Source organism: Novosphingobium sediminis (assembly GCF_007991615.1).
Taxonomy (GTDB): domain Bacteria; phylum Pseudomonadota; class Alphaproteobacteria; order Sphingomonadales; family Sphingomonadaceae; genus Novosphingobium; species Novosphingobium sediminis.
In genome coordinates this window covers 1-26,449 of sequence record NZ_BJYR01000035.1, presented here as the reverse complement: position 1 = coordinate 26,449, position 26,449 = coordinate 1, and the positions used below count along the sequence as shown (strand labels likewise).

14 protein-coding genes and 2 pseudogenes are annotated in these 26,449 nt (G+C 62.5%); 8 read left to right on the top strand and 8 right to left on the bottom strand.

Features of this window, described 5'->3' with window-relative positions; translation table 11 throughout:
• Positions 1 to 7: 7 nt before the first annotated feature.
• A complete protein-coding gene (locus tag NSE01_RS20010) occupies positions 8 to 982 on the bottom strand; it encodes an MBL fold metallo-hydrolase (protein WP_147161371.1) in 975 nt (324 codons plus the stop codon).
• A gap of 87 nt (positions 983 to 1,069) precedes the next feature.
• A pseudogene (locus tag NSE01_RS20005) lies at positions 1,070 to 1,564 on the bottom strand (alpha/beta fold hydrolase); the annotation flags it as partial.
• Positions 1,565 to 1,847: 283 nt separating this feature from the next.
• Here NSE01_RS20005 and NSE01_RS20000 point away from each other — a divergent pair.
• On the top strand, positions 1,848 to 2,771 hold the full coding sequence (locus NSE01_RS20000; protein ID WP_170233917.1) for an AraC family transcriptional regulator: 924 nt from the start codon (positions 1,848 to 1,850) through the stop codon (positions 2,769 to 2,771).
• An 85-nt stretch (positions 2,772 to 2,856) separates the two neighbouring features.
• On the opposite strand, the gene NSE01_RS19995 is transcribed toward NSE01_RS20000, so the two are convergent.
• A complete protein-coding gene (locus NSE01_RS19995) occupies positions 2,857 to 4,293 on the bottom strand; it encodes an amidase (RefSeq protein WP_147161369.1) in 1,437 nt (478 codons plus the stop codon).
• A gap of 218 nt (positions 4,294 to 4,511) precedes the next feature.
• On the opposite strand from NSE01_RS19995, the gene NSE01_RS19990 reads away from it, so the two are divergent.
• On the top strand, positions 4,512 to 5,282 hold the full coding sequence (locus tag NSE01_RS19990) for a helix-turn-helix transcriptional regulator (RefSeq protein ID WP_147161368.1): 771 nt from the start codon (positions 4,512 to 4,514) through the stop codon (positions 5,280 to 5,282).
• A gap of 92 nt (positions 5,283 to 5,374) precedes the next feature.
• Here the strand turns inward: NSE01_RS19990 and NSE01_RS19985 are convergent, their stop codons facing one another.
• From NSE01_RS19985 to NSE01_RS19975, 3 genes are read right to left on the bottom strand one after another with little or no spacing between them, the layout of a single operon-like run.
• Positions 5,375 to 6,550, bottom strand: a complete 1,176-nt coding sequence (locus tag NSE01_RS19985; protein WP_147161367.1) for a multidrug effflux MFS transporter — start codon at positions 6,548 to 6,550, stop codon at positions 5,375 to 5,377.
• 3 nt (positions 6,551 to 6,553) lie between these two features.
• Positions 6,554 to 7,015, bottom strand: a complete 462-nt coding sequence (locus tag NSE01_RS19980; RefSeq protein WP_246135304.1) for a PaaI family thioesterase — start codon at positions 7,013 to 7,015, stop codon at positions 6,554 to 6,556.
• Complete coding sequence (locus tag NSE01_RS19975; protein ID WP_147161366.1) at positions 7,002 to 7,511, bottom strand: winged helix-turn-helix transcriptional regulator; 510 nt, start codon at positions 7,509 to 7,511, stop codon at positions 7,002 to 7,004. The genes NSE01_RS19980 and NSE01_RS19975 overlap by 14 nt, the downstream gene beginning before the upstream one ends.
• Positions 7,512 to 8,292: 781 nt before the next feature.
• On the opposite strand from NSE01_RS19975, the pseudogene NSE01_RS22025 reads away from it, so the two are divergent.
• The 6 genes and pseudogenes from NSE01_RS22025 (at position 8,293) to NSE01_RS19945 (ending at position 25,019) form a co-directional block, all read left to right on the top strand.
• Positions 8,293 to 9,009, top strand: a pseudogene (locus NSE01_RS22025) (IS6 family transposase).
• A 205-nt stretch (positions 9,010 to 9,214) separates the two neighbouring features.
• Entirely contained in the window at positions 9,215 to 10,429 is a 1,215-nt protein-coding gene (locus NSE01_RS19965; protein ID WP_147161365.1) for a hypothetical protein, read from the top strand.
• Positions 10,430 to 10,546: 117 nt separating this feature from the next.
• Entirely contained in the window at positions 10,547 to 12,256 is a 1,710-nt protein-coding gene (locus NSE01_RS19960; RefSeq protein WP_147161364.1) for a peptidoglycan-binding domain-containing protein, read from the top strand.
• Between the two features lie 10 nt (positions 12,257 to 12,266).
• Positions 12,267 to 13,535, top strand: a complete 1,269-nt coding sequence (locus NSE01_RS19955) for a hypothetical protein (protein WP_147161363.1) — start codon at positions 12,267 to 12,269, stop codon at positions 13,533 to 13,535.
• A 14-nt stretch (positions 13,536 to 13,549) separates the two neighbouring features.
• Complete coding sequence (locus NSE01_RS19950) at positions 13,550 to 18,934, top strand: hypothetical protein (RefSeq protein WP_147161362.1); 5,385 nt, start codon at positions 13,550 to 13,552, stop codon at positions 18,932 to 18,934.
• A 10-nt stretch (positions 18,935 to 18,944) separates the two neighbouring features.
• A complete protein-coding gene (locus NSE01_RS19945) occupies positions 18,945 to 25,019 on the top strand; it encodes a hypothetical protein (RefSeq protein WP_147161361.1) in 6,075 nt (2,024 codons plus the stop codon).
• Positions 25,020 to 25,432: 413 nt separating this feature from the next.
• On the opposite strand, the gene NSE01_RS19940 is transcribed toward NSE01_RS19945, so the two are convergent.
• Both NSE01_RS19940 and NSE01_RS19935 read right to left on the bottom strand, forming a co-directional pair.
• On the bottom strand, positions 25,433 to 25,663 hold the full coding sequence (locus NSE01_RS19940; RefSeq protein WP_147161360.1) for an AlpA family transcriptional regulator: 231 nt from the start codon (positions 25,661 to 25,663) through the stop codon (positions 25,433 to 25,435).
• 46 nt (positions 25,664 to 25,709) lie between these two features.
• On the bottom strand, positions 25,710 to 26,171 hold the full coding sequence (locus NSE01_RS19935; RefSeq protein WP_147161359.1) for a transcriptional regulator: 462 nt from the start codon (positions 26,169 to 26,171) through the stop codon (positions 25,710 to 25,712).
• Positions 26,172 to 26,449 lie beyond the last annotated feature (278 nt).

Sequence of the window (26,449 nt, the reverse complement as noted above, 5' to 3'; positions counted from 1 at the left end):
TAACGCTTCAAACTGCCGCTCGCACTTCCTGGAACAGGCGTGCAGGCTTGCCGATACCTCTGACTTCCTGGTTAACGCGCAAAGGGTCGATACCCTCCTCGGTCTTTTGTGAATTGCAGAGCCTGCTGCATTTTCTCTTCCGATTTGGCGGCCAGTGCAGGAGCAGCGCCAAGCGAAGAGTCTCTCTCAGTGCAGGCTCCTTCCTGCACTGAGGCGGCTGTGCTTGGTACTGCTCCATTGCGACCAGATCGGCCTTGCTCGCGATCGGGCCATGACCGGGGATAATCCGGCTGTGCGGGCCGACTAGCCGGACATTCTCGTTTGCGGCAGCGATCATGCCGTCGATGCTTCCGCCTGCGACATAGTCGATGAACGGATACATGCCGTTCCAGAAGGTGTCGCCGGTCTGAAGCACATCGGCGCGCTTGAAGTAGACCGAAAGATCACCGTCGGTGTGGGAGGTCATGTAGGGCCTGATGATGACCTCATCGCCCGCAAAATGGAGGGTCTTTGCAGCACTGAGCGGCACATCCGGCAGTTCGGCCGGGGGCACCGGAGCAAAGGTGTGCCCCCATTCTTCGACGCGAATGGCTTGGGAAAGGCGTTTCACCGTCGCAGCGCTGGCGATCAGCTGGGCCCCCTTGCGGCGAACCCATCCGTCGCCGTCAGCATGATCCCAGTGCCAGTGGGTTAGGACCGCGAAGCGCAGTCGGCCCTTGTTCCCCCCTCGCAGCGCTGCGAGGATCTTCTGCTGCGAGACCGGAATCCCGCAATCGACCATCAGCAGCCCCTCAGGGCCGTTCAGAACGCCGATATTGCCGCCCGATCCCTGCAGAATGCTCACCCCTCCACCGACGGGAAGCGTCGTGATCGGCGATGCCGCTGCTGCGGAATTGATCTGGTCGTAGGGCGTTGCCACATCGGACTGGGCGAGAGCCGATGATGCAAGGACGCTGAGCCAGCAGAAGCCGGCGACCAGCATGCCGTTGCGCGGAGCAGTGACGTTACCCATGATGTGATCTCCTCGGCGAGTTGAAGCGATAAGGGCAAACGGGCACGCGTGCGGCTGCTAGGCCTTGAGGAACGCGAGAATATCCGGATTGATGATCTCGGGATGGCTGGCGAACATGCCGTGCGGCAAACCCTTGTAGATCTTGAGCGAGCCCTGCTTCAGCAGCTTCACAGCAAGCGGCGCGGAATCGCCGAAGGGGACGACCTGATCGTCCTCGCTGTGCATCACGAGCACCGGCACGTCGATCCGCTTGAGGTCGTCCGAGAGATCCGTCTCAGAGAAGACCTTGATGCAGTCGTAATGAGCCTTGGCGCCGCCCATCATGCCCTGGCGCCACCAGTTGCGGATCAATCCTTCCGACACCTTGGCGCCGGGCCGGTTGAAGCCGTAGAACGGACCGCTGGCCACATCGAGGTAGAATTGCGCCCGATTGGCAGCGAGCGCGGTGCGGTAACCGTCGAACACCTCGATCGGAGTTCCGCCGGGATTGTTCGCGCTCTTCACCATGACAGGCGGAATGGCGCTGATCAGGATCGCCTGCGCGACCCGGCCGCTGCCCGGCCAAGGGCGCAGCCGGTCGCGGATTTGTGCCGGTTTCCCAACCTGGATCGGCCGTGCTGCTTCCTTTCCGTTGACGGCGTCTTGCCCCTGCGTTCGGGCCCTGGTACGTGCTCGTCGCCCCGAAGCTGGTGAAGTGGCTCGCCAACCTTCAGAACCCATACCGCCTGCCTAGGCTGCTGCGGGCGGTGCAGCTTGATCGTTACCGCCAACTATGGAACGTTCCGGACACTATCCGCGTGTCTCCTGCTTTCCCTTGAGGAAGGAACTGGCTCCCATGTTGCGGACTGGTCGACAGAGTGACTTTCGCGATCCGTGTTTCACGGATCCCGATCTCCTCGATGTTTTCCGCAGCTTGAGCGTGCATCCGCTTGGGCGGGCGCCCATAGGAGCGGCTTTCTATTCGCGCGCTCAGCCGGGGTTCGGCAGGACTTTGACGACGACGCCGCGAAATCTGTACCTGATCAGCATCATGATTGCGCCGGTACCGGGCGGAGAAATGTGGCGCGATCAGCGCAGCTTTCACCGCGGCTACATCCCCGCGGGCGGCATCGCCGTGCTGGACCACCGGTCCGAGTGGTCAGCATTGCTCGAGGATCCGTTCGCGCTGTTTGACCTGTTCATTCCCGTGTCCGCGATCGATCAAGTCGCGCGGGAAGCCGGTCGAGACCGGATCACAACGCTGCATTGTCCTCTGGAACAGACCAACGTCGATCCCGTCATGTACCATCTGGCCATGTCGCTGATGCCGCTGGTCCGCGGGGAACTTCCGTCCACGCTTCTGTTCGTGGAGCATGTGTTCCAGGCCATCACGCTGCATCTCGCCCGCGCCTACGGGGGGCTGGCGATCTCCGAAACCCTCGTTCGCGGAGGATTGCCGCCGTTCCTCTACAAGCGGGCGCAGGACATGCTGCTGAGCGATCTCACCACCGAGCCGTCATTGAGCGAACTGGCTCAGGCCTGCGGCCTTTCGAGCCGGCACTTTACCCGCGCATTCAAGGCCAGTTCTGGCGAACCGCCACATCGTTGGCTCCTGCGCCGAAAGGTTGATCGCTCGAAGGAACTTCTCAGGATCGAGAGCATGCCAATTGCGGATATCGCATTACTCTGCGGGTTCGCAGACCAAAGTCATTTCACGCGGATCTTTCGCCGCGTCATCGGTTCGAGCCCCGCCGCCTGGCGCCGAATGGTGCTGAACTAGCTGCATAGAGGTTCGGCAGGCAGAGCTTGAGATCGCATCGTCCACCACCACTTCACTGCGATTTTTGGCATGCTTTTGCTGGGTTTCAGTTGGCAACGTGGACGGCTGGTCGCCTTCCGGCCCAGGGGCTGGCTTGCTCAAGCTGGCCGGCAAGGCGGTAGAGCACGTCTTCCCGGCCCCATGCCGCCACAAACTGTATGCCGACAGGATATCCTCTTGAATCGCTTCCGAGCGGCAGGCTGAGCGCAGGCTGGCCGGTCATGTTGAAGAGGGCGGTGAACGGCGCGTGGCCGAATACGGCGTCGGTCCACTCATCGGCGGTCCAGCCTGACGGGCGGTTGGCATCCAGAAATCCGATGGGCTGCGCGATCCTGCCCACGGTGGGCGTCATGAGAATGTCGTCGCTCGCGAAGAAGGGAGCGACCGAGCGCGACACGCGGTTCATGTAGTCTTCGGCCCAGAGCAGATCCAATGCCGACAAGGTCCGGCCATATTCCCAGCAAGCCAGCGTGCTCGTCTCCAGTGTATCGAGGCTGATCTTCCGCCCGGTTGCGGCCGCCGCGCCTTCGATCCAGCCTGCGACACCGGCCGTCCAGAAGATCTTGGTGGCCTTGAAGAAGGCTGGATAGTCGATCTCCGGCCGTCCGGGTTCGACCGCATGGCCAAGGCCTTCCAGCAGCGAGACGACCTCGGCAAGCGCGGCTTTGACATCGGCATCGACCGCGATGCCCGACCACGGTTCGTCGGTCCAGCGGATGCGCAGGCGCCCGGGGTCGGCGGTGGTTTCTTCCAGATAGGGCCGCGCGGGCGGCATGATGATGTTGCGCGCCCCTGCGTCTGCGCCCTGGGTTGCATCCAGCAGCGCCGCGCTGTCGCGCACGGTGCGGGTCACGGCATGTTCGATGCCAAGGCCGCTCAGCGGCTCGCCATAATCGGGGCCGGCGGGCGTGCGGCCGCGCGTCGGCTTCATGCCGACGAGGCCGTTATAGGCCGCGGGGATGCGGATCGAGCCGCCGCCATCGTTGGCGTGCGCAGCCGGCACCACACCTGCGGCGACCGCCGCCGAGGAGCCGCCGCTTGAGCCGCCCGCCATCAGGTCCGTATTCCACGGATTGCGTGTCGGCCCGGACAGGCGGGATTCCGTGGTCGAGCAATAGCCGAATTCCGGCGTGGCCGTGCGGCCGACGACCACCAGACCGGCACGCCGGAACCGTGCCATCAACTCGCTATCTTCGGGAGCAACGAGCCCGGCGCACAGCGCGCTGCCGGCTTCATTGGGCATGCCCGCCATGTGCAGGACGATATCCTTGATGAGGAACGGCACGCCCGCAAACGGCCCCTCTGCGCCCATCTCAGCGCGCAGGTCTTCCGGCACAAGACCGATCACGGCATTGATGCGCGGATTGACGGCCTCGATCGCCTGAAGGCAGCAGCTGACCAGCTCTGCAGACGTGACGTCTCCGCTGCGGACAAGACCGGCAAGGCCGATCATGTCGTGCGAGGCATATTCATCAAGTCTCATGGCACCCTCCGCTACATTTCGGGAGCGCGGGCCCTGCATGCGGTGGAGAACGGCACCGCGGCCCGGCCCGACCACTCACATCGGGCGACCATACTTTTCGCCGCGGGCAGACCAAGTCACATGAATGGGTGACATCGGGTGCATCCGGCGCTCGAATTGACAGGTTCCCGGGCCGACACTAGCCTTCATCCACCTCAGCAGGGATCGAGTTTCCGGCAATGTCGATTGCAATCGAACCCTTGACCATTGCCAGCCGGTTCCTGTCCGAAATCGACAGGGCAGACACCGCTGCCGGCTGCCTCGATGCCTTGCACCGCGCCGCAGAGGAGCTTGGCTGGTCGCGCTTCGGTTATGGTTGGGCGCCTGCCCTTCGTTTCCGCCCAGGAGAAGCCTATCCGGTGATGACGCGCGGCTTGCCTGCCAGTTGGAAGCGGGATTGGGGCAAGCATGGCCGGCATGATCCCTACATGGAGCACGCCTGCAGCTCGCCGCTTCCCTTTGCCTGGTCTCAAGTCATCGAGAAGGCAGGCTCGCTTTCCGAAAAGCAGCGGGACTGCATCAGTTATGTGAACGACGCGATCGGCACCTCGGTTGCGCTGACAATTCCGGTCCATGTATCCGGCCGCCGCCCGGCCTTCCTCTCTCTGATCGGAGAGCGGTGCCTCTCATCGCTGGAAGGTGACGTGCAGGATGAGCAGGCAATCGCCTTGATGCGGCTGCTGGCGCAGTCGCTCGACAATCACCTGTTTGGCAAGGCGGGCACCCTGACCTGTGACGACAACAGGCTGAGCAACCGCGAGCGCGAATGCATGGTCTGGACGGCGCGGGGCAAGACCGTGGACGATATCGCCACCATACTCGATATCTCCACGGATACGGTGCGCGTCTACATGAAGCGCATCATCGGAAAGCTCCAAGTCTCCAACAAGACGCATGCTGTTGCCAAGGCGCTCGCGCTTGGCCTGATCGAACCCGGCGAAGTCAGCTGAACGGGTAGGCCGCGTCTCCTCCCCCTGCATTGGAATAGCGGCGGGTTGTTCCGTAACCTGCGGCTTTTGGAAGCCCTGATCTCTGCTTGAACCTACCCGGCCGCCACCCGGCGAAACAACAGCGCCGCCCCTGCCGTCCCCGCGAGCATAACCCAGCCAAACGTCAGTGCTGGCGCAGCGGGCACAGCCCCGATCAGTGCCGTGCCGAGCGCGGCCAAGCCCATCTGGAGAAAACCCAGCAAGGCCGAAGCCGCCCCGGCGCGTGCGCCAAACGGTTCTAGCGTGATCGCACTGCCGATCGGGTTGATCACGCCCATGCCGCCAAGGAAGATCGTGATAGCAGCCATGAAGCTGGCAGGTGCTGGCGACGAGCCTTGCAGCACCAGCCAGACGCTGCCTGCCAGCGCGATGAGCACGCCCGCAATGCCAACGCGCGGTGCTCCCCAGCGCCGCGCCAGCGGTGCTGTCAGCAGGCCGCTGCCGAACACCACGAACACGGTAGCGGCAAAGAACAGGCTGAGCGCGGCCGGGGTGAACCCCATCGTGCCCGTCAGGATGGCAGGGGCCGCGCCGAAGAAGCTGTAGAGGCAGCCAACGATCAGGCTCACGGTCAGTGCCGGACGGTTGAAGCGCGGATCGGCGGCGAGTTCACGGTAAGTCGCGGCTACGGACGCGGGGCGGGCAGTTTGCCGCCGCTCTGCCGGAAGGGTCTCTCCGGCGCGCAGATAGGCCGCCGCCAGCACAGCGGCGGCCAGCGACACCAGCACGAACACGCTGCGCCAGCCCAGCAGCGCTGTCATCCCGCTGCCGAGCGCCGGCGAGAAGCCGGGCGCGGCCGCCATCGCGATCATCACCAGCGAGAGCACGCGGGTTAGCGCCGCGCCGTGATAGAGATCGCGCGCAATGGCCCGCGCCAGCACCGAGGCGGCACAGGCCCCCATCGCCTGCACCGCGCGCCCGGCGATCAGCCACCCAAGGCTGGGCGCGAGCGCGCAGATCGCGCTGCCGACGATGAACAGGGCAAGCCCGCCCAGCACCAGCGGCGCGCGGCCATAGGCATCGGACAGCGGGCCGACGACCAACTGCCCGCCCGCGAAGACAAGGAAGAACACACTAAGCGTCCACGACAGCGCCTTCGGCACCACGCCCAGATCATGCGCCATCGCGCCAAACGCCGGCAGCATGATGTTGGTGGCCAGCGCGCCGAGCGCGGCAAGGCCCGCCAGCAGCGCAAGGCGTCCGGCGGTCAGCGGCTGCGCATCGGGCAAGGCTCAAGCCTCCGGCGGGCGCGGCGGCGCATCGAACACAAGCAGGGTCGAAGTCGCGGTTGCGCACAATTGCCCTTTGCCGTCCCGCAGTTCGGCTTCGGCGAAGCCCACGCGGCGGCCGACGCTGATAACTCGCCCGGTGGCGCGCACCGTGCCGCTGCGGTCGGTCAGCGCCTTGAGATAGGAAACCTTGAGCTCGAGCGTGGTGTGCCCGCGCCCCGCTTCCAGCGCCGATTGCACCGCCATGCCGCACGCGCTGTCGAGCAAGGTGGCCGCATAGCCGCCGTGCACCGAGCCCATCGGATTGAAGTCGCTGCTATCCGGTGTGCCTTCGAACACCACCCTACCGCGATCGACTTCCGCCAGCGTCATGCCCATCTTCACGAGCAGCGGAGCCTTCATTCCTCCCGCTACGCGGTCACGCAACTGGGTGTAGCCATCTTCGGGTTCATCAGCGTGCGGCAACTGCGGGTTCCTTTCGTGCATTCAGAAGGCGGAGCGTATCGGCATCGGCACCCGGCCCGGGACGCAGGCGGATGCGGCGAGGCGGCACGGCCTCACCGGTTTCGGCATCGACAAGGGCGAGGCGCAGCGGACGGCCGGTTTCCCGGTCCACCGTCTCCACCGCAGGCGCGCCAAAGCCGCTGGCATCCCACCGGTCGCCCCACTCACGCAGCGCCAGCATGACCGCCCACAAGTTGCGGCCCTTGGCGGTCAGCCGGTATTCGTCGCGCGGTGGCCGCTCCTGATAGCGCTGCGTTTCAATGATCCCCGCGGCCAGCAGATGCTTCAGCCGCGCGGCCAGCGTCGCCGCCGGGATGCCCGTACTGGCGCGCAGATCGTCATAACGGCTGAGCCCGAACGAGAGATCTCGGATAACCAGCACCGCCCAGCGATCGCCAATCAGCTCCAGCGCTGCGGCAATCGAGCAGCGCATCCCGGCAAAGGATTTCGTCTTCATCGTCGGCCTCCCGACTCACTTCAATAACTGAAGTTTATTCGCGATGAAGAAGTGTGGCAAGTAAGCCCGCCTGCCGAAGCCGCCCTGAAAGCCTGGTTAGGCATGCAGATGGCAACCACAATCAATCGCTCATGAGAGCCAACGCGAATGTCTGCCTGTAGATGATCCCGGAGCCGAGATGGCCACCTTGAGCGCAGGGAGGGCGAGATTGCGCATCACCAAGAGCGAGATGCCTAAACGCTCGACCCTGCATGCATGCAAATCGGCAAAGCGCAGTGCATCCTTTGAAAGCGCTAATACGCCTTTGATTTCTGGATTTCACGGCGATTTCGAGAGGATCTCGGAACGGCTGGTGGTGGCAGGGCTTGTACCGAACCACCTCATTAAGTACTGTATTTTATAGATAAATAATGTATTTTCAGATCCAGCCTCCCACATTTCCTCCCACATAATGGGTTCCTTGCGACGTACAGTCGTTCGTTCTAGGCGTTTTATCTGACCTCAGAAGGTGCACAATCCATGTGACCGACCGGCTCAACCCGAGCGACAATCGCTGGCTCAAACCCTGACAGAGCGGTAGACGCTAAAGCCAGATTGTGGGACATTCCGGCCGTCCAATAGCAACTTTTGCGACGGCGGGTTGTGACAAGTGCCGACTATTCCTGATTATCGAGAGAGATCGGCAGAAAGCTTCGGATGGGTTTTTGGATGGTCCCAAGGGGCTCTGTCTGAGCAAATGCACCGTGCTGGCGGAACGGGCGCGATTGGCTAGGGCGGTTAGATGCCCAGACCGATGAAGCCCGCCAGCCCGTTTCGCTATTTCAACTCCTCGCCCGAGGTGATCCGGCTGGTGGTAATGATATATGTGCGCTTCACGCTGAGCCTGCGGAACGTCTAGGATCTGCTGGCCGAGCGCGGGATCGACATCTGCCACGAGACGGTGCGGCATTGGTGGAACCGTTTCGGTCCGCTGTTTGCGGCTGACGTGCGGCACCAGCGGGTGAGCCGGATGAAGGGCTTCCGGCAGTGGAAGTAACACCTCGATGAGGTCTAAGTAAAGATCATCGGCGAGATGCATTACCTGTGGCGCGCAGTCGATCAGGAGGGCGAGGTGCTCGAGAGCTACGTCACCAGAATCCGCGACAAGAAGGCCGCGCTTCGCTTCATGAAGAAGGCGCTCCGGCGCCACGGCTGACCCGCGACCATCACTACCGACGGGCTGTGCTCCTAGAGGGCAGCCATGGCGACCCTCGGCAACACCGACAAGCAGGAGGGGGGGCGCTGGGCCAACAACCGGGTGGAGAACAGCCACCTGCCGTTCCGAAGGCGAGAGCGGGCGATGCTACGGTTCCGACAGATGAAGTCCTTGCAGAAGTTCGCCTCGGTTCATGCCAACGTCCACTACCACTTCAATCTCGACCGCCACCTCTCCGACCGCCAGACCTACAAGGCCGCCCGCTCAGCCGCACTGGCTGAGTGGCAGAACCTCATAGCCTGAACTCACAGCGGGTAAGGGATAGCCGCGCCAATCGGAGACGCGTTGCGATAAGACTGACAGCACCATCGTTTGAGGTTCTGAATTTCATTTCCGGCTTTACGTGAATCATTTCGGATTCTTCTGTGTAGCGAGCCGCGCCTGTTCGGGTTATATGGGAGTCGCAGACGTCTCGAGGGGAAGAAATGCGTCGCGAACGGGGGGGAATATGCGCAATTGGGTTGCGTGGGCATCACCTGCCTTCGCCATTGTTGGCGTCATTCTAGCCATCTTTATTGGCGACAACGGCTGGGACGTCCTTTCGTATAAAGACAATATGCCGGTGGAAGGTGCCAAGGTCGCCGGCGCTCTTTTTGTCGTCGCCGTGTTCATGGAGCGCTCCCTCGCTGTTCTGAACGATCTCCTCTTTGGTGAGAAGATCGTCGATGCCGAAAGCAAGCTTCGAGTAGCGAAAATGTCGGCCGGAATCGCGGCCGATAAGGCCGTCCTCACGTCCGTCTGGGAATTGAACTCAATCGACGCTCAGAAGCAGCATGTACGATTGGGCGTCGGATTCGTTTTTGCAGTCCTGATCGCGGCCGCAGGTGTGCGAACCTTTACTGGTTTACTTGATCTCGACGGGTTGGACGGAAACCAGCGCACTCTTCTGGATACCATGGATATACTCCTTACCGCCGGCCTGCTCGCTGGCGGCAGTACAGTCATCGCTCAGATCATCGACCTGCTGCGTGATCGTGCGCAAGGAGCCAAAGAGCGGCGATTGCTCATGGGCAATCCCGGTGATGATGCTCTCGCGCCGGCCTTGGCCGCGCGCATGCAGCGGGCCGGGCTACTGGCCCAGGGATCAAACCTCGCGGCGACGACTCTCTCGCCTAGGACGCCAAGGGCATCAGGCGAATACGATTTCGTCGATGTCTTCGATGACGGTGCCGCGTTTGAAGAATGGCGGCAATTGCATGAATCTGCTGGATCGGCAGAGGCGTTGACAACCACGTCCTGGCGCGTTGCGGGTTCTCTCAAAAAGCTCAAGGCCCAACTCAATGCGGCTTTCCCAAATCGCAGCACGGCGAGCGACGGCGATATCGGCGACTCTGCGCATTGCGCGAACGGTGGAACGTCCGATCATTGCCCACATGTAATCGACGGCACTGTAGGCGTGGTTACGGCATTTGACGCAACTCACGATCCGGCGAACGGCTGCGACATGGAGGTCGTGGTCGAAGCGATCCGCGCGGCAAAGGACGGGCGGATCAAATACATAATCTGGAACAGCCGGATCTGCTCATCCTATCCTGTAGGAACCGCAGCAGCCTGGGATTGGCGACCCTACAGCGGTCAAAATCCTCACGATAAGCACGCACATCTTTCGGTCCTCGCCGACAAGCCGAAATACGATAGCCAGACGAACTGGACGATCGCATGAGCATGCGACCGGCAGTCAGTGTCGCCAACGGAGGGTCAGCCCAGAAGGAGCAAACGGCACGAGGAAGGCAGCACCACTGTCGGCGAGAACGCAAGCCAGTTCGCCTAAGCGGCGGCGATGTCTGATACGATCAAAGATCTTCAGGAGAAGCTCATTCAGTTGGGCTTCACACTTCTCGGCAAGGCCGATGGAGTTGCCGGCACTCGTACCGTTCTCGCGGTTCGGGATTTTCAGGCTTATGCGCGCATGGACAGGGTCGCGCGCGTCCGTCCCGACGCGCAGCCAGGCCGATGGGTGGAGCGGCTGCAACAGGTTGCCAACGGACTGGCGGTCGACAAACGCCCTCCGATTACCGGCGACATCTCGAACGATCTCACCGTCAAGGCTATCCAGCACTGGATTGACGAAAAGTATCGCTGTCCCGTCGTCGTCGAGGTTCGCGAATATCTTGACTCAGGGGCGGAGCCCTATTTCGAGTCAAGCCTCGAAAATGTCTGGGCCTATGACGATCCGAGAATCGCCGCCTATCGGACCCTGATCCGCGCAGGCAGGGATCCCGGGGGCGGCAAGGCCCGCGATCCCTCATTCGACTTTCGGGTGTGCGACTTCACGGGCGCCGCTGCGCCTCCGACCGCCTGGACCCAAATGCCGAGTTTGGGCGTGCGCGACTATTATCTCGGCTATTGGGGCGGTGCGGGAAAGAAGCGGGTGCATCTCCATGACCATATGGAATTCACCCCTCTTTCCGCGACCGGAAGCGCCTACGCTCAGCTCGATTGGCAGAAGCCCGTCTTCCAGGCAATCCGAGCCGTGGCGGAGCAGGAATGCCTCGGCTTTTTCGACGCCCTTAACGGCTATGACAATGCATTCATGTCATTGGGCCCGTGCCACTGGACGCTCGCGATCGGGCCCGATTCCCCGCCGAAGAAGATGACCAAAATCGCTGCGGCGGGCGAGCTCCCCGCCACGCTCGCCTTTGCCATCGGCAAGGCGGCGACTATTCAGGACACCTATTTGTCTCCTTACGGGGTCAAGCCATCGGGTTCGTGGCCGGCGAATGGCAAGGGAACGGACTTCGACATCTCGTTCAAGACCACGCGCAATTACGGCGGGTTTATGGAATGGGCGGCACCAGCCAACCAGAAGGTCGAGCGGGTCGGCGACCTGTCCTGGTTCCGGACCGCCCATTGGTACTACCGTTTTCTGAAGCTCGCCCGTGAAAGCGAGGCATTCCGCCATGCCCAGTGGGACATGGCTAGAATGCGTCTTCGCGATGTTCTCGCGACGCCGCTGGGAGGAACCGGCCAGTACAAAAACTTCCGGCTGGGAGACCTCTTTACGTCGCAGCTTGCCGCCGCCTTGCTGCTGCGACTCCACGTCCGCTACTCTGCCGCGACCCAGCCCGGCAAGAAGGCCTGGGTCGGCAACGCGATTGAATTGGCCGAAGTCTCCGGTCAGCCGGCCAATTGGAGCCATCCCGAAGAAGATCGGCTCGTCAAGGCGCTCATCGCCCACGCCATCTGCGTCTCTCACAGCCTCAAGCAGCTCGGCCTTGACAAACTCAGTGGCAAGCCGACGCGCGTGGAGCTGCTCGCGGCCCTGCCCAATGTGCCGGCCAACGAACGCAAGGTTCTCCCGACCGGGATGCAGGCGGTTACGGCCTGGCCGAACGAGAAGCTGTTCAAATCCTTTGGATTCAATCTTGAAGCGGCCGCCTGGAAGGATGCTCAGGGGCGGCGAACGCCGCTCGATGTCAAGCGGGGCAGCTTCGCCGACGCATTCACGCGGCTGCTAAGCGACCCCACTTTGCCGAAGCCGATCGTCTGAGGAAACGACAATGATGAAGCGATTGCTCTCGGTATTGGCGATCGGACTGACGCTCGGGGGCTGTGTCGGTCCCACTATATCTCCGGGCTGGACCTTGACCGAGAGAACCCCGGTCCTTCGCAGCGATGGCCCAGGTGCCGCAGGCATCAGGATCGAGGAGACGCGAGCACTCACGCCAGGCTATAGCGCGGCCGTTGGCAACAGCTGTCATCCCAGCCTGGCCGTGGAGACTGGGCAGGCAGTGTTCAGACCAGGTGTCGGAGCCCATCTTCGCCTAGGCTTCTGGTCGTCCTCCACCAATCGTGCGCGTGAAGCCGTGTTCCTTCCACTCAATCTCGAGATGGACCTTGTGCTGAGACGCATCGGGGAAGGCGGGCAGCTGAACTCAGCGGAGCGGGTCGTCCTCGATACATTTCTCGCGACGAGCCGGCTTCGCCCGAACGACGAAAATGACCTTCCCGCTCTGGCCCAGGAGGGCGCCGACGCGGTCGCCAACAATGAGGTGCCGTTGTGGAACGCGCTCGTCGAAACTTTGTGCGTCAGCATCATCTCCGAGCGCGATTCCACTCCGGCGAGACCGCTTCTGCGTGTCGAGGCGGACCTCTCTCATCTGTGCGAAGCAATTTCCGATGCGCGGCAACAGCAGGCATTTGCGCGCCGTTTCGTCGATGCAGATGATGGCGCGTGCCATCTCGGCGGCGCTCAAGGCGCTGGCGATCCGCGCCTCCAGACCGCGGCAGCGCATCCTGGGCATCGCATTCAGAGGCTTGTCGGCGGTAATGAGCGCGACCCGACCCAAGAATTGCTTGGCTCGACCTCCGCGGTCGCCGCGGGAGCGGGATATCGGATGGAAGGGGACTTTTATGCTGCCTCACAGAACGTGACAGTGGGGGCCACCGGCGAAATCAGGCTGCAGTCGCCTCATTTCGGCGATCGGGGAACAGAGCATTGGACTCTTCAGGATTGGGAAGAATCGCGCATCTGCCGCGATGGCCGGCCCGGCGCAACAGAGCCATGGATCTCATCGGTCAATATCGATGGCTACAGTTTTGCCATCCGAAGACGCGGCGAGGATCCTGCGACCCACGAGATTCGTCGAATATTCGGGCCCGACGGATATCGCTTCGAGGTTGCGCAAAGGCCCAACGGGACCGGAACCCAATCACTTGAAGCCTCAGACCTTGCCCTACTGCACCCCGCGGACGTCAGCTTTACCAATTGGCGTGTTGAGCGCCGCGGCCGCGGACTCTGGTCGCGCCCGTATTGCGCGCGTCGCTAACGGAAGGCTCGATAATGCCTCAGTTCAAGCTCTTCGGAAGGACTCGAACGATCGGGGACCAACCAGGTTCAGGGTCCCTACGCGTCGCGAGCGCCCTCGAAAATGGCGGCCGCGAAGTGGTGCTCACGATCGATGGGTCGCTCGGCATCGCCGTGTTCGCCGGTTTGCGCTACCGGTTCGAGGCGCGTTTCGAGCAGGATTTCTTGGTCTATCCCGACGCGCCTCGTGCGGCGGAGGCGGGTAGCCTCAAGGTCCGTGTCGGCGATCAGAATCCAACCTTCAACCTGCCCGATGCTCAACGCTCCGCGGATGTCGAAGCCGCACTTGAGCTGCTTTCGCCGATCGGATCGTCTGTTGGCGGTGGCGCGGCGTCCGCATTGACGAAGCTATTCGACGGCATCGCCGATTACGAGACAGCTCCATCGACGCGCACGGCCTTCCGATTGGGCGAGCAGACAGGCATCGCTCGGCTCGTCCCCGTCAGCCGGGATCGAATGCCCGGCCTGCGGTTAGGTGCCGTCTTCACAGCAGCTGTTGGCGAGGAGATCGAAGTCTATCAGCTTTTGCCCCTCGAGAGCATCGAGCTGGGGCCCGCGAGCGCGTCGGTCCGTTTCCTACCGTCGCCCGCGGTAGGCGCGGTCTTCTTGCAACCCGATCTCCTCGATCCGCGCCACCTTTCGCCAGGGGATGGCAACGCCTTTCTATTCCAATTCGGAATTGCGGGGGCGGCACTTCATGCCGAGGTGGAATTTGGCAACAACAAATGGAGCGCCAGCCGACCTAGGTTTGTCGGACTTGGCGGCGACAAGGTCCAGCTCCTTCCGCTCGCACTTCGAGATGAGCACGGCCATCCGCCGGTCCTGGAACTTGACGATCTACCGGTCGCGCTACGGCAGGGCAATGTAGAGATCGCGGACGACTCCAAACCGTTGACTTGGAGTCGCACCAATCGCGCGATGGTGATCGGTAATTCCGGCGGTGGCGATCTGGGGGCCGAACTGCTCGGCATGGACCCAATCGCGCTTTACGGCCGGGACCGAAGGCCGCCCACGCTTGACTCTCGTGGCAGAATGAATTCGCCGCCTTATTGGCTCGACAAGGGCCGGGCCCCGATCGCGTCGGCCCAACTCGCCGAAATTCATGGCTTCGCGCGCTCCACCTCGCTCGCCGGCAAGAAGGGCAAGACTCTTCCTCGCCGGGGCTGCCGGCTGAGATGCGAGCCGATCATGGATGGGAAGGACCTTCTCTACATGCTCACCAGCCTCGATCTGCCGGTGGATGAAGTTGAGCTCCGTGCCGAGTTTCCTGAACAGAGCAATTTCGGTCGTGGCTCCGATCAGGCGGCTCCGGTTGGCGTTCAGCGGCGCATCGGCGCGGGCCAGTTGCAAAAGCGTGTTGGCCTGCCGCTCCACGACATCGGTTGGAGCCTCTCAAACCTTGCCGGCGTCCCCGTTGCTGCGGGAGGCTGGGCGGCAAAGGGTGATGGCGTGCTGGCTGGTGAAGCCGCGAAATGGCTCGACACTCTCGACAGGAAATGGCGGAGCGGTCCAGAAGGAGCGTTCGGCGGACCGGTTACCGGAAACTATGAGCATGTCGAAGGACATCGCGCCGAGATTCCCGGCGAGCATTGGGCTGGGATCCTCAAGGATCCGCCCGCCTCGACCCTGTCCGACCGAAAATTCCATCCGGAGCGCGTTGCACTATCTGAGCCCGTAATTGCTTCCGACGCCGCTGCTTTGGTTCACCTGCCGGCCGTTGCTCGCGCCTTCGCTAGCGACCACCCAGCCGACGTGAGCAGAACCCGCATGCTGTTCGGAGGAACACAGGCGACTGGTGACGTCGCGCTGCAGACGCGGCTCCTGAACGAGCGCGTGGCAGCGCTGGGGGAGGCGGCGGAACGCTTCCTTCGACGCTGGGCCGGGGTCGAAATCCCCAAAGGCGTAGATGAGGAGAGATGGTGGAAGGCGTTGCGCGTCGTGAAGTCGATCCTTTCAGGCGAACTGTTCACGCTCCCCGACAGCGACGACCTGACGCCCGAGGAAGAGCTCGCCATTGGCGAACTGCAATTTGCGATGGAGCGCTTCTTCATTGACGCCTCGTCTAGGAATCTACCCCCCGAATTGGGCTTGGAAGGTGCGGCGGCTGCTTTCCCTTATCTTGGTGTCCCGGATTTCGTGCGCTGGTGGAACGAGGCGCTGGAAGACGAGGAAGAAGGCTCGGCCGGACGGCTCCTGATCGATCTGTTCAGGGCGCCGCCTAACCTTGAAACGCTGCGCCGCGCCGCGGCGGCGATGGCTAACCCGGCAATCGCCGAGCTAGAGCCGGAACTTCGCGCATATTTGCAGCAACAATTGCTGCCGGATACTCTGGTGAATGCCGTCGAGGCCATGCTCTCGGGCGCACAGGCCAATCTGGACGGATTTCTCGCGGAAATCTCCAACGGACTGGACTCAGTGTTCGCTGCGGCGGCCGAGGTGTGGCGAACCGAGCTCACCTCGCTGCACGCAAAGTATGGCCCCAAGCTCACCGAAGATGTCTATCAGGCTCTGCTGACAGCCGAGCAGGACGCCGCAGTCTTCCTTCGGGAGCTCGAGCAGAATGGGATCCTTCTGCGCCGGCTCGGTGACCTGCTCTCCGACCCTCCCGATTATGTCCTGATCAGCCGACGGTTGCGCCGCATCGAGAGAGGCGACGCCGGGGACGATGGCACGACGCTCCACCCGACCAGCGCGCCCGGCTCCAAGTCCTGGAACGGCCGCTTCGACCTCTGCACGCTCGGTGGCAGCGCGTGGGACTTCTTCCTCGACGATGACACCTCGATCATCCTGAAGCTGGGTGGGCGAAGGAGCCTCGGACAGATCGTTGCCGAAGTGGACCAGGCCTATCGGAGCGCCGACCGACCCAATCCGCTCGGCATCATCACCGATCCGAAGCTGCCCGGGTCTCCTGCCGAGCAACTTGCGGCGGACCTCCCCCCGGAGCTTTTGTCCCCGGATTGGCGCGGCGCGTTCGTGATCGCGCCGTCGCTCGACCTAGCGCGCGACGAAATGCTGGCGACGCTTTGCGGCTTCCAATATCTGAAGACCTTGTGGGTCGCGGTGGGCGGACGAAGCCCCAAGCCCACGGCGGGGGAGCCGATGCCCGCGCTCAAAACCTGGGCGCATGTCAGGCGGATCGAGCCCGCAAAAAGGATCGCTGGGGATTTCCAAGAGAGCGACGTCAGCTGGAGCCTAGTCAAGTTCGACGTCGAGGTGCGGGCTAGTATCGTCTACTCAGGAGAAATCGCCTTTCTCCTGCGGTTGAACGAGCTCCTTGGCGCGCGGTCCGATAAGCGCAAATGGAATGACGTGAAGGTCCAGGCGACCTTGCCGCCGGCGACTGCCGGAGATGCGGGCAAGCCGAGGGCGTTCACTTTCGCAGCCAATTTCGAGAAACCCGAGGAATTCGAGATTGACCTCGCTTTTCTCGACAAGCTGAGCCTTCGCAGTATTCGCGTCGGTTCTCGCCAGGGCGAGGTCACCCTCGATCTCGACGCGGATCTCGATCTTCAGGAATGGCGCCCGCTCGAGTTGCCAAAGGCGCAGCTTCGTCTCGAGGACTTTCGCGTCCGGATTCCTCGGCTCTCACCGGGCGTCTCGGTTCCGATGGGCATTCTCCGCGCGCTAAGCTTCGACCTGCCCGCGATCCGGTTTCCGTCGATCAAGGCGCGCGAGGTCAATCTGCTCGGCGTCGAGATCACACCGGTCGGGCTCGGGCTCTATCGGGGTACGCCACCGGAGATCCGGGGCCGGCTGAACCGCGAGGCGATGGAAGTCGTCGCTCCGAGCTTCGTTGGTGGAGACCAAAAGAAGTTCGCCTACCCCTTTATCGATTTGAAGGTCGATTTCGGCGAGCTCCCGCTACTTGGGGGCGATTCCAAGCTCGAGATGAACGGCCTGCTTGGCGTTCCGGTGCTCGAAGGCGAGCTAGGCCTCGGCACGCCGGGCTTCGCGATCAGCGGCGCGAGCGCGCGCAATGTGAAGTTTGACCTGTTCCGAATCCTTACGCTCACCATTGAGGAACTGAGCGTCCGGAAATATCCGCGCAAGTCCGTCAGCGGCGGAGCCGATGGCGAGGTCGGTGTGCTGCTGATCGAGAATTGGACCCTCAAGATCATTGGCTGGGAATTCCTCAAAGGCTTCCGGAAGGACCTGATGCTCGCGCACGATTCCGAGCTTCCCCACGTCAAGGGGATGTTCGCGATGGCGACGAAGAACAAGGAGGATGACGAAGATCAGGAGGAAGGCGGCGTTAGGGAGACCAAGGATGCCGAGGAGAAGAAGAAGAAGTTTTTCCGGCTGCACTGGATGCTGCTCACCCGAAATCTCGAGATCGGCCGCGACCTCAAGACGAGCCTGCTCGAACGGCCGGACGACCTCGAACAGGCGGATGACCAGATCAGTTTCCTCGAGGAGGTGTTCAAGAAAGAGGCCAATGGCGTACGCACCCTAAAGGCCGACTTCGGAGGAACCGGCGGCGAATGGCTCTTCGGCATCAGGTTCGGACTCGGAGATATTTTCGATCCCTGCACTCTCGTCCTCCATGATGGACGTTTCTACGGGATCGGCCTTCGGGCCGACTGGCTCGAAGCTCTGACCGGGCTTGAGGAGCTCACCTTCGCTTATATACCAGGCCGCGTGCCGTCCGAGGATCGGTTTCGGACGAGCCTCAGGATCGCCGCGCTCGAGGTCTTCGCGCAAATGCGCTCGGGCGTTATCGTGCTTGAATGGAGTCCCAACTGGGACTTCCTCATTGACCTCGGCTTTCCGTGGAGGGGGCCCGACGGCTACGACTGGTTCCGTGCTTTCTCGATCCCGATGGGTGCCTATGAGGCGAAGTTCGGCTTGTTCATCGAGAAGCGGACCCAGACCGGTGCCGTCATTCCCGGCTTGCCAGAAGGCCGTTACCTCACGATCGGGGCGGGGTTCGGCTTCTACTTCGGCTATTTTTTCCAAGGCTCGTTCGGCCCGGCCTGGGTGCGCGCAGGGATCGGCATTTTTGGCATCTTGTCAGGGCGCGCAACGCTTCTCCTCGCCGACCGCGCCGGCGGCTCGGCACTCGACCTACTCAAGGCGAGCATCGCCCAGCTCGAGATCATCGGCGTGCTCGGCATCTTTGCTTATGGCGAGGGCGGCGTCGAGGTCTGGATCCTGTCCGCGCGTTTTCGTGTCGCCGCTCAAGCAGCCGCGACCGTTCATATCATCTATCGCCCGAAGCAGCCGGTGGCGCTCCAATGGGACGCTATTCTGAACGCGCACTATTCGGCGTCGGTCCGCGTCGGACGAAGTCCGTTCAAATGGACCTTCAGGGTCTCGGGGCGCTGCGGGATGAAGGTTTCCGGCCGCACTGTAATCGGATGAGGAGAGCGAAGTGACGGGTCGGCTTTATCTTGGGCTCGATTTCTTTCCGCCGGCCTTTGTGCGGCCTCCGCTGGCGCCCGACGATTACGGCCATGACCAGGCCGCAATTCATCTGGTGGTCCAGCCGATGCTGCTGCGGGCCAAGGATCCGCGGAGCCCTGCCGCTGGACAGATCGAGCCGCTTTCGCTGAAGGATTACTTCGGAAGCTGGGATCAGCCCGATCCGGCGCGCCCGGCACCGCTTCTCATCGATCATGCGATCGGCCGGCTGATCGACATCGGCGAAGTCATTGCGACACCCGTGCCCTTCGCACCGGGTACCCATCTCGAGATCGAGGCCGAAGTTAAAACCGCCGGGGGCGAAACTGTCACCGTCGGCGACGAGCGGACGATCGGCAGGACCACACCCCTCAACCAGCCAGTGACCGATTGGGACCAATTGCCGGTTGCCGCTGTCGATGGCTGGCCGGGGTTCGCGAAGCTTTCCAACGCGCTTCCGCTCGTCGAGCGCTACGAGGAACTGGATCCTCCGAAACCCAACCAAAGCGAATCTCCCCGCCGCGAGCAGCTCCGCCGCTCGCTGATCGGACTGTTCACGGCGATGTGGGAAAGCTTGAAGGATGGCAATCAACCTGATTGGACGGGCGACGCGGAGCTGTTGGCTTTTTGGGAAGCAAGCGTGAAGCCGAAGGTCGACCAGCTCCCCCTTTCCGATCTAAAGGCGTGGGATCAATATCTGGCCGGCGATCCGTCCAATCCTCCCGCTCCGGCATCAGCCCTCTATGCGCGGCTGATGGAGCTATACCAGCCGCAGCGCATTCCTGCCGATGCCGATGATCCGGTTCTCAAATGGCGGCCCTACCGGTTCGCCTATCGCCCGGACCAATTGGATGGACGGGGCGACCTATTCGATGGAGGGCTTCGGATCGCCGGCCGCTCCTATCTCCACGCGCTCTGGTCCAACCTTAAGGCCCATATCGAGCAACTGCTTCAGGCGCCGGGAGCAGACGACTTGGCGAAGCTCCAGGAGGTCGAGCAAGCGCTCGGCCGGCTCTATGGTTTCGGCGAGCGTCTAGCATGGCCGATCGCGAGGCTCGACGGCAGCGCGGTCGCCTCGCGCCGGTTCATGGTCTTACGCCCGCGGTATGAGGCGAACTGGTTTATCACCAACGCCATCTCTCTCGCCGGGCAAGTCTTCCGGCTCTCGCCGGTTTCCCTTGCAGCCACACCCCAGAAAGTGACGGGACTCAATTTCATCGTCGATAAGCCAGTGGAGCGGGCGGGCGGGGGAAGCGCGCTTCCCGATCTGGCCTCCGGGCTTGAATCTGCGCTCACCGCTGCCGCGCAAGCTGGGACGCCGGCCGCGATTCAGGTTCGACCGGCCTGGCGCACGCATTATGCCGCCGGCGGCGGGACAAGGACGGATCGCACTGTGTACTGGCATACACGATGCGCCGAACCCGTGCTGCTCGAGCCGCCAAGCGTGCCAGAGCCGGTTTATACCCTTCCTCCCAGTCTTCTTGACACGGTCGACGCGGGGCACCGGTTCGTTGGCAAGAGCGGCGGCGAAGATCTTTCACGTACGTCGCTTGCGAGGCGCAGTCTGACGGGGGATGACCTCTTACGCGGCGATCGTCTTTACATCGACTACCGGTTGAGGCTGCGACTTGCCGCCCGCCTCGAACCCTATCTCACCGGAGAAAGTGGCGCCCCCGGTACGTTCAAGGGCTATCGCAATTATCTTCTGCGGCTGCTGCCGCTGAATGAAGCCGATATTGGAGCTGCAGCCTGGTTGCACCGGATCGTGACCGGCGCCCGTAACCGGGCCGCGTCGCTGTGGGTGCCCCTCGGACCCGGCAGGGGGATGAAGGCGCTCGAGGTCAATTCCCTGACTGCGAGTCGGCTCTCAGCCCATCCGGGAACGGCCGAAAGCAGCCCGATCGTGCTGGTGCGCGACGAGCCCGAGTCCAATGAGGACAATGGCGCTCTCAGCAAGATCTTGGAGGAGACCGACAGCGGGCTCGGTGCCCCTGAATCTCCGCATGGTTGGGATGCGGACCTAGTTTTCCAAGTCTATCCGGGCGAGCCCTTCAACCTCCTTTCGAACGACAACGGCGGCATGATCGACTCGCTTCAGCTGCGCCGCGGTTTGGTCAGCAGGATCGGCTGCAGTGCAGATCGTCTAGTCCAGTCGGTGGCAGTCGATTTCGCGCCACGCTTTGATCCTGACGATCCGGTTCGCGATACATTTCAATCAGGAATCGCAGCCGATTTTAACAAGCTGCGGCTCACCATCGACAATTTCGGAAAGGATGCCGACGATAAGCCGCTCAGTTTGCCGCTGGCCAATCCCGATGCGCTTTTGCCGCTGCCCGCGCGCGACTCCCATAACAAGCGCCCCCGGCCGTTCGAGGCGCGAGGGCCGGTGGAGTTCTACGGTCCGCATTACTGGTACTGGCTTTCCTATTTGCTCGACCAGGACCGCGACACGAGCGACCTGCTGGAGGAACGGTTGCGGCTGCACGCGTGGAGCTCGGCCGCCAGCGCGCCGGAGCGAGCGCGCGCGATCACCGGCTATGTCGAGCATCAATATGGCCACCAAGTGGCGACAGCGCCGCTTTCGGTAAGCCTCGCCCGTTCAACGGACATTGCCCACCCAGCGCACGTGTCGATCAAGGGGTTGCTGAAGGCGGAGCAGGTGTTGCGCTCGCAAGACGAGGTTCTTGCGCGGCGCCGGGCGCTTCTTCGCTTTGAGGAGGGACCCCAAGGGGTATTCGCGCTCACGCTGGGACGAAAGGCCGTGCGCCTCGCGCTCGAACGGTACGACGCCGGTCCTCAAGCCGATAACCAGGACGATGCCGAGGGCGGATGGACCGGGGCCTTACGGCGAATCCATGCCGCCTTGGTCGATTTGCGCGACGCAGTGGACTCGGGCCGCGCGGAGATGATCCTCGAGGAATGGCGCTTCGACAATTCGGTCGCTTTCGAGGACCGAGACGATATCGACCTCGGCGAGGATGTTCCGCAGCCCACGCCGGACATTCTGAAGCAGTTGGTGCGGGGCGAAGAGCGGCGCGTTCCGGTCACTCGCGCCGGAATGGGCAGCGCGCTGATCGAAGTTATCGGCGGCCTCGACGCCTCGCTCGAGGATTTTGTCGCATTGTTAAATGCGAAGGTTCCCCCCGTCCCGCGTGAAGATGGGGACCTCGCGCTCGACTCCGCTTGGGCCAACATAGCGTCCCACAATGACGGGGCATTGCACAAACGTGCCCATTATGTCCGCGCGAGGCTCATCCTGGAGCGTCCGGAAAGTGTGGCGGCGGACTCGAGCTGGAGCGAAGGCGTGTTCGTTCCGCTGGCTGACCCTGATGCCTACACGTCGGACGAGGAAAAGCGTCTACAGGCCACGGCGCGCGAGGAGCTGACAGCATTTCTGGCGAAGCCGGGCCAGATAAACCCAAACCCGTCGCGGCTGTGGCGATCAGACACTCATAGCGAGATCTTTCCGCCCGCGGCGCCCGCGCTGAAGGCATCAACCTCGCCTAAACCGATGCTAGGTGAGCATGAGCAGACCCTGCGTCCGCCCCAAGGCAAGTTCGAGCCTCAGCAGCGCGTGGTCGACCTATTTTATGTGCCTTATGCCTTTCTTGTGCCCGCGGCACATCCCGCCCTGCGGGACCGGCAGGGAACCTCCGATTTCGCCGACTATCTTCTTGAGGTGTTGGCCCGCCTTGCCGAAGGCAAGCCGCTCGAAGGTCTCCTCCGGCTTGACAGCCACGACGCCGGCGAAGCGGCGATCCTTCGCGCCAAGGCGATCGCCCTGCTTTCCAACTCAAGCGACATAAGCCTGGTAGCGGCGCTCGAGCGGCTTCTGATCAGGGTCGAGCCCGATGCGAGTTCCAGCGGCAGCGCAAGTGAACGCGCTCTCTATGACAAGGTCACGGCGCTGACCCGCCGGGTCGAGGCGGGGACTGGACGTGGGAGCTGGCGCGAGGTCCGCCGCGCCCTGCTCGCGCGCCGGCCAAACCTCCTCGGCAACGCCAAGGGAATTGGGCTCGTCCTCTTCGATCCTCCCGCCGCATCGGGCGAGGGATCGGGCGAGCAGATATTCTCGCTCTTCCTTACCAAGCGGATCGTGCGCGACGGCGAGAGCTTCGATTTGCCGGTAGACCAGCGCAAATCCGAGTCCGAAAGGTTCGACTTCACCCGGTTTCGGGGCAAGCATCCCGGCTTCTTCGTCGATGTGCTTCCCGAAGCGATCTACGACGATACGCTGATCATTCAGCAGAACAAGTACAAGAATGTCGATCCTTCGGACTTCGACGAGCTCGGGAAGCCGCGCGCGCGCATCGATGTCGAAACGGCCGGCGCGGAGGTGAAGCGCGGGGATGCGTCGGCGCGGTCTGCCGAGGAAGTGCTCGATCCCGCGGCGCCTCGCGCCGGGCCGTTCAACGATGTCGAGACGAACGTCGTCCACTACAATCCGGAATGGCGCCTGAAGGTACGGCAAAGCGCGCGCAGCACGTTGGCGCACTACTTCTATTTCCTTCCCGAGCGACGGTTACCGAGTGTTCCTAGAAGCGTTCAGCGCGTATTTGCAGGCGCCAACGGGCCCTTGCTCGACAAGTCCAAGATCATGATCGCGCGGCCCGGCGAGCGGCCAGACCTAAAGCTGGCCTGGCGCAGCCAGTCGAAGCAGATTTTCGATGGTCTTTCGTCCTCTTCCATCCCGGCAAGCGGGGGCGGTTTCACGAACTTCGGTCGCGTCCCGGGCAATCTCGCAACGAGAGTGCAGACCGATTTGGCCCCCGGCGGTTGGCAGACGGTGACGACTTATCTCTCGCATCACTGGTTTCAACTGGGACTGGACCGGCCGAGAGAATCGTTAAAGGCCAATCTCGATGACGACGTGATCGAGGTCGAGGTGGAACTATGGGAGGGCGTGCCGCCGCCGGAGTCGGCACCGCCTGCAATTGCTGCCGCGAAGACGACGCCCCTGCTCGAATGGTTCAACTGGTGGCGAGCGCAGTCGCCCGACGAAGTCACATCTGTGGTCGAAATGCCCGAGCCGGTGCCGCATGGGGCGATCGTCGAAGAGATGCAGAAATGGCTCGTTGAGTCCACCGCCGACGATCCCTGGTTCGGCCGGACCTTGCTTGACCGCGTGGCGGTTTCCAAGGCGCAGGAGCCCGCCAAATCGGGTCGCCGCGCCCTGCGCCGATATCGGCTCATCCCGCCGACACAAGCGCAGAACAAGTGGCAGATGAAGCCGATCGGTCAAGCTGACGCGCCCGGCATGGGCGGGATCGGGGAAGCCGTCGCGTTCGAAATCTATGCTCCGAAGGACCAGGCCGGAGCCGTCCCCGCTTATGAGGTGGCGCCGTCCGAGCCGATGGCGAGCGTGATGCTCCGCGTGTCGATCCTCGATCAGGCATTCCTAGTCTCCCGCGTCCGCACTCGCGTTGTGCGTAACTGGAAAGACATGGGTGAGAATGAGATTCCCGATCTGCGCGAGGAATTCCTTCTGGCCGACGCTCATTCGGCTTGGAGTTCCAGCGATCGGGATGCGCTTCGCATCACACTCGCTGATCTGGAATCGCTCGGCGTGCCGGACAAGGGCGGCTCGATTTTCGTTCAACCCGGAAAGCCGAGAGCAGACTGGCTTCGCGGCTGGATCGCCGGCGACCGCGCGCTCTCCCCCGCCGTGGCACAAGGACTATCCGCGGCGCTGACGGCCCAGCTGCCCGACGCGACGGGATCGCCATTCCCCCTGTGGGATTCCACACCGATGCTCGGCACGGGCGTACGGGTGAATGGGTCGGTCGTGCAGCGCTTCTTCGACACGATGCCGCGCTACGATCTGCAAGGGCGGGTCGCTGTGCCCGAGGACAGCGCCCGGCATCATGACAGCATCAGGCAGCTGCTGCCGCTTGTCCATGGCGATAAGGTCATCGGCTATATCGGTGCACAGCTCGATCCTGCCATGATCCGGTCCGTGGAGCCGTTGTTCGAACTCGTCTGGCACGATCGGAATGAGAAGGCGGTGCTTTCCGTGACCTTCCCGATGAAGGTCGCGGAGAAATGATCAGCCGGCGTCGTAATTCTCATCCAGCTCCCAAGGGGCTCTGTCAGAGCAAATGCACCGTGCTGGCGGAACGGGCGCGATAGGCTAGGGCGGTTAGATGCCCAGACCGAGGAAGCCCGCCAGCCCGTTTCGCTATGCTTGCCCGCTATTGCCCTTCTCAGTGGACGGCGATCCTCCGCAACTAGCGACACACCATTGCGTTGCCAACGCTGCTGGCGACTATGAATTACATCACGGACGAACTCCCGAGGCTAGTCGTCGAATTCCTCGAGCCGCCCGTCACACCTTAGAGCGGCTGAGGATCCAGGAGGACAAACGACGGGTTTTGGCAACAGCCGACGTTTACGTCTTGCATTTGAGCGGCTGAAGCTGGGTCGGAAGCCACGCTTCCCACATGAAATAGGCTGCGAGAATCAGCTTGATACGATCTCGCGCATCCAGTCGTCGATTTCCGCTTCGACCCACACGACACATTTCGGCCCTAGCGATCGCGACCGTGGGAACCGCCCCTCGCTCATACGTTGATATATGGCGGAGCGGCGCAGCCCGACCCGCGCGATGACCTCCGGGAGGCGGAGAAACCGGGCAGGCACAGCTGCGGCAAGCTGAGGGGTATTCGATGTGTCCTGATTAGAAAGCGACATTGCTGATCTCATTGGCTTGGGTTCGGTCCCCTCCGAACTTTGGGATTTACCGCGACAGCGACATCGCGATGTCGCGCCCCACAAAATCATCGATGTGCTTGGCAAGCATTCGTGCCACGAGCTGTGAGGTGCCGTTGGCCCACCGAGGCCGCAGATCCTCAATCCGCCGCCCCAGGGTCCGCTGAAGATGGACTGGGAGGCTGGTGAAGAACTCTTCGAGAAATTCGCCCATCTCGCCATGCATCCACTCGCAAGCGAGCTCTTCTTGCCCGGCAAGAGCAAGGATAATGGTCGCGCGGGGGTGCGCTCCACAGGCGGCGAGCACTAGTGCCGCTTCGTCGAGCCCGATAGGCCGCTCGCCACGCGCTACGCGAAGCAGGGTCTCGCGGTGCATCCCGCATTCACTGGCAATCCTGTGGCGGGGTTTGCCGCCGGCATCGATCGCATGGGCGAGCACGCGAGCCAGACTTTGATTAGCCGGTCTGGCAACGGTGGTTGGATGGTGCATGGCTGTCTCCTTGCATCTGCACTGATGCGATTCGCAGGCATATCGCGAAGCATCCCATGTAGGAAAATAAAAAGAACATACATAGAACAGCTCGTTTAGAGGCGAATCAGTTCCTCTATCCGAGTCGTCGCCAAATCCCGGCTGCCGTGACGGCGTTCACCGACACAAAAAGACTGACTTTACGTCCTTATCGTCGATTTTATGCGTTGAGCTGGAAAAGATGCGTCCGCATCCTTCCACCTCCAGACGGTATTGCCGCTGAACACTTTCCTACGAAC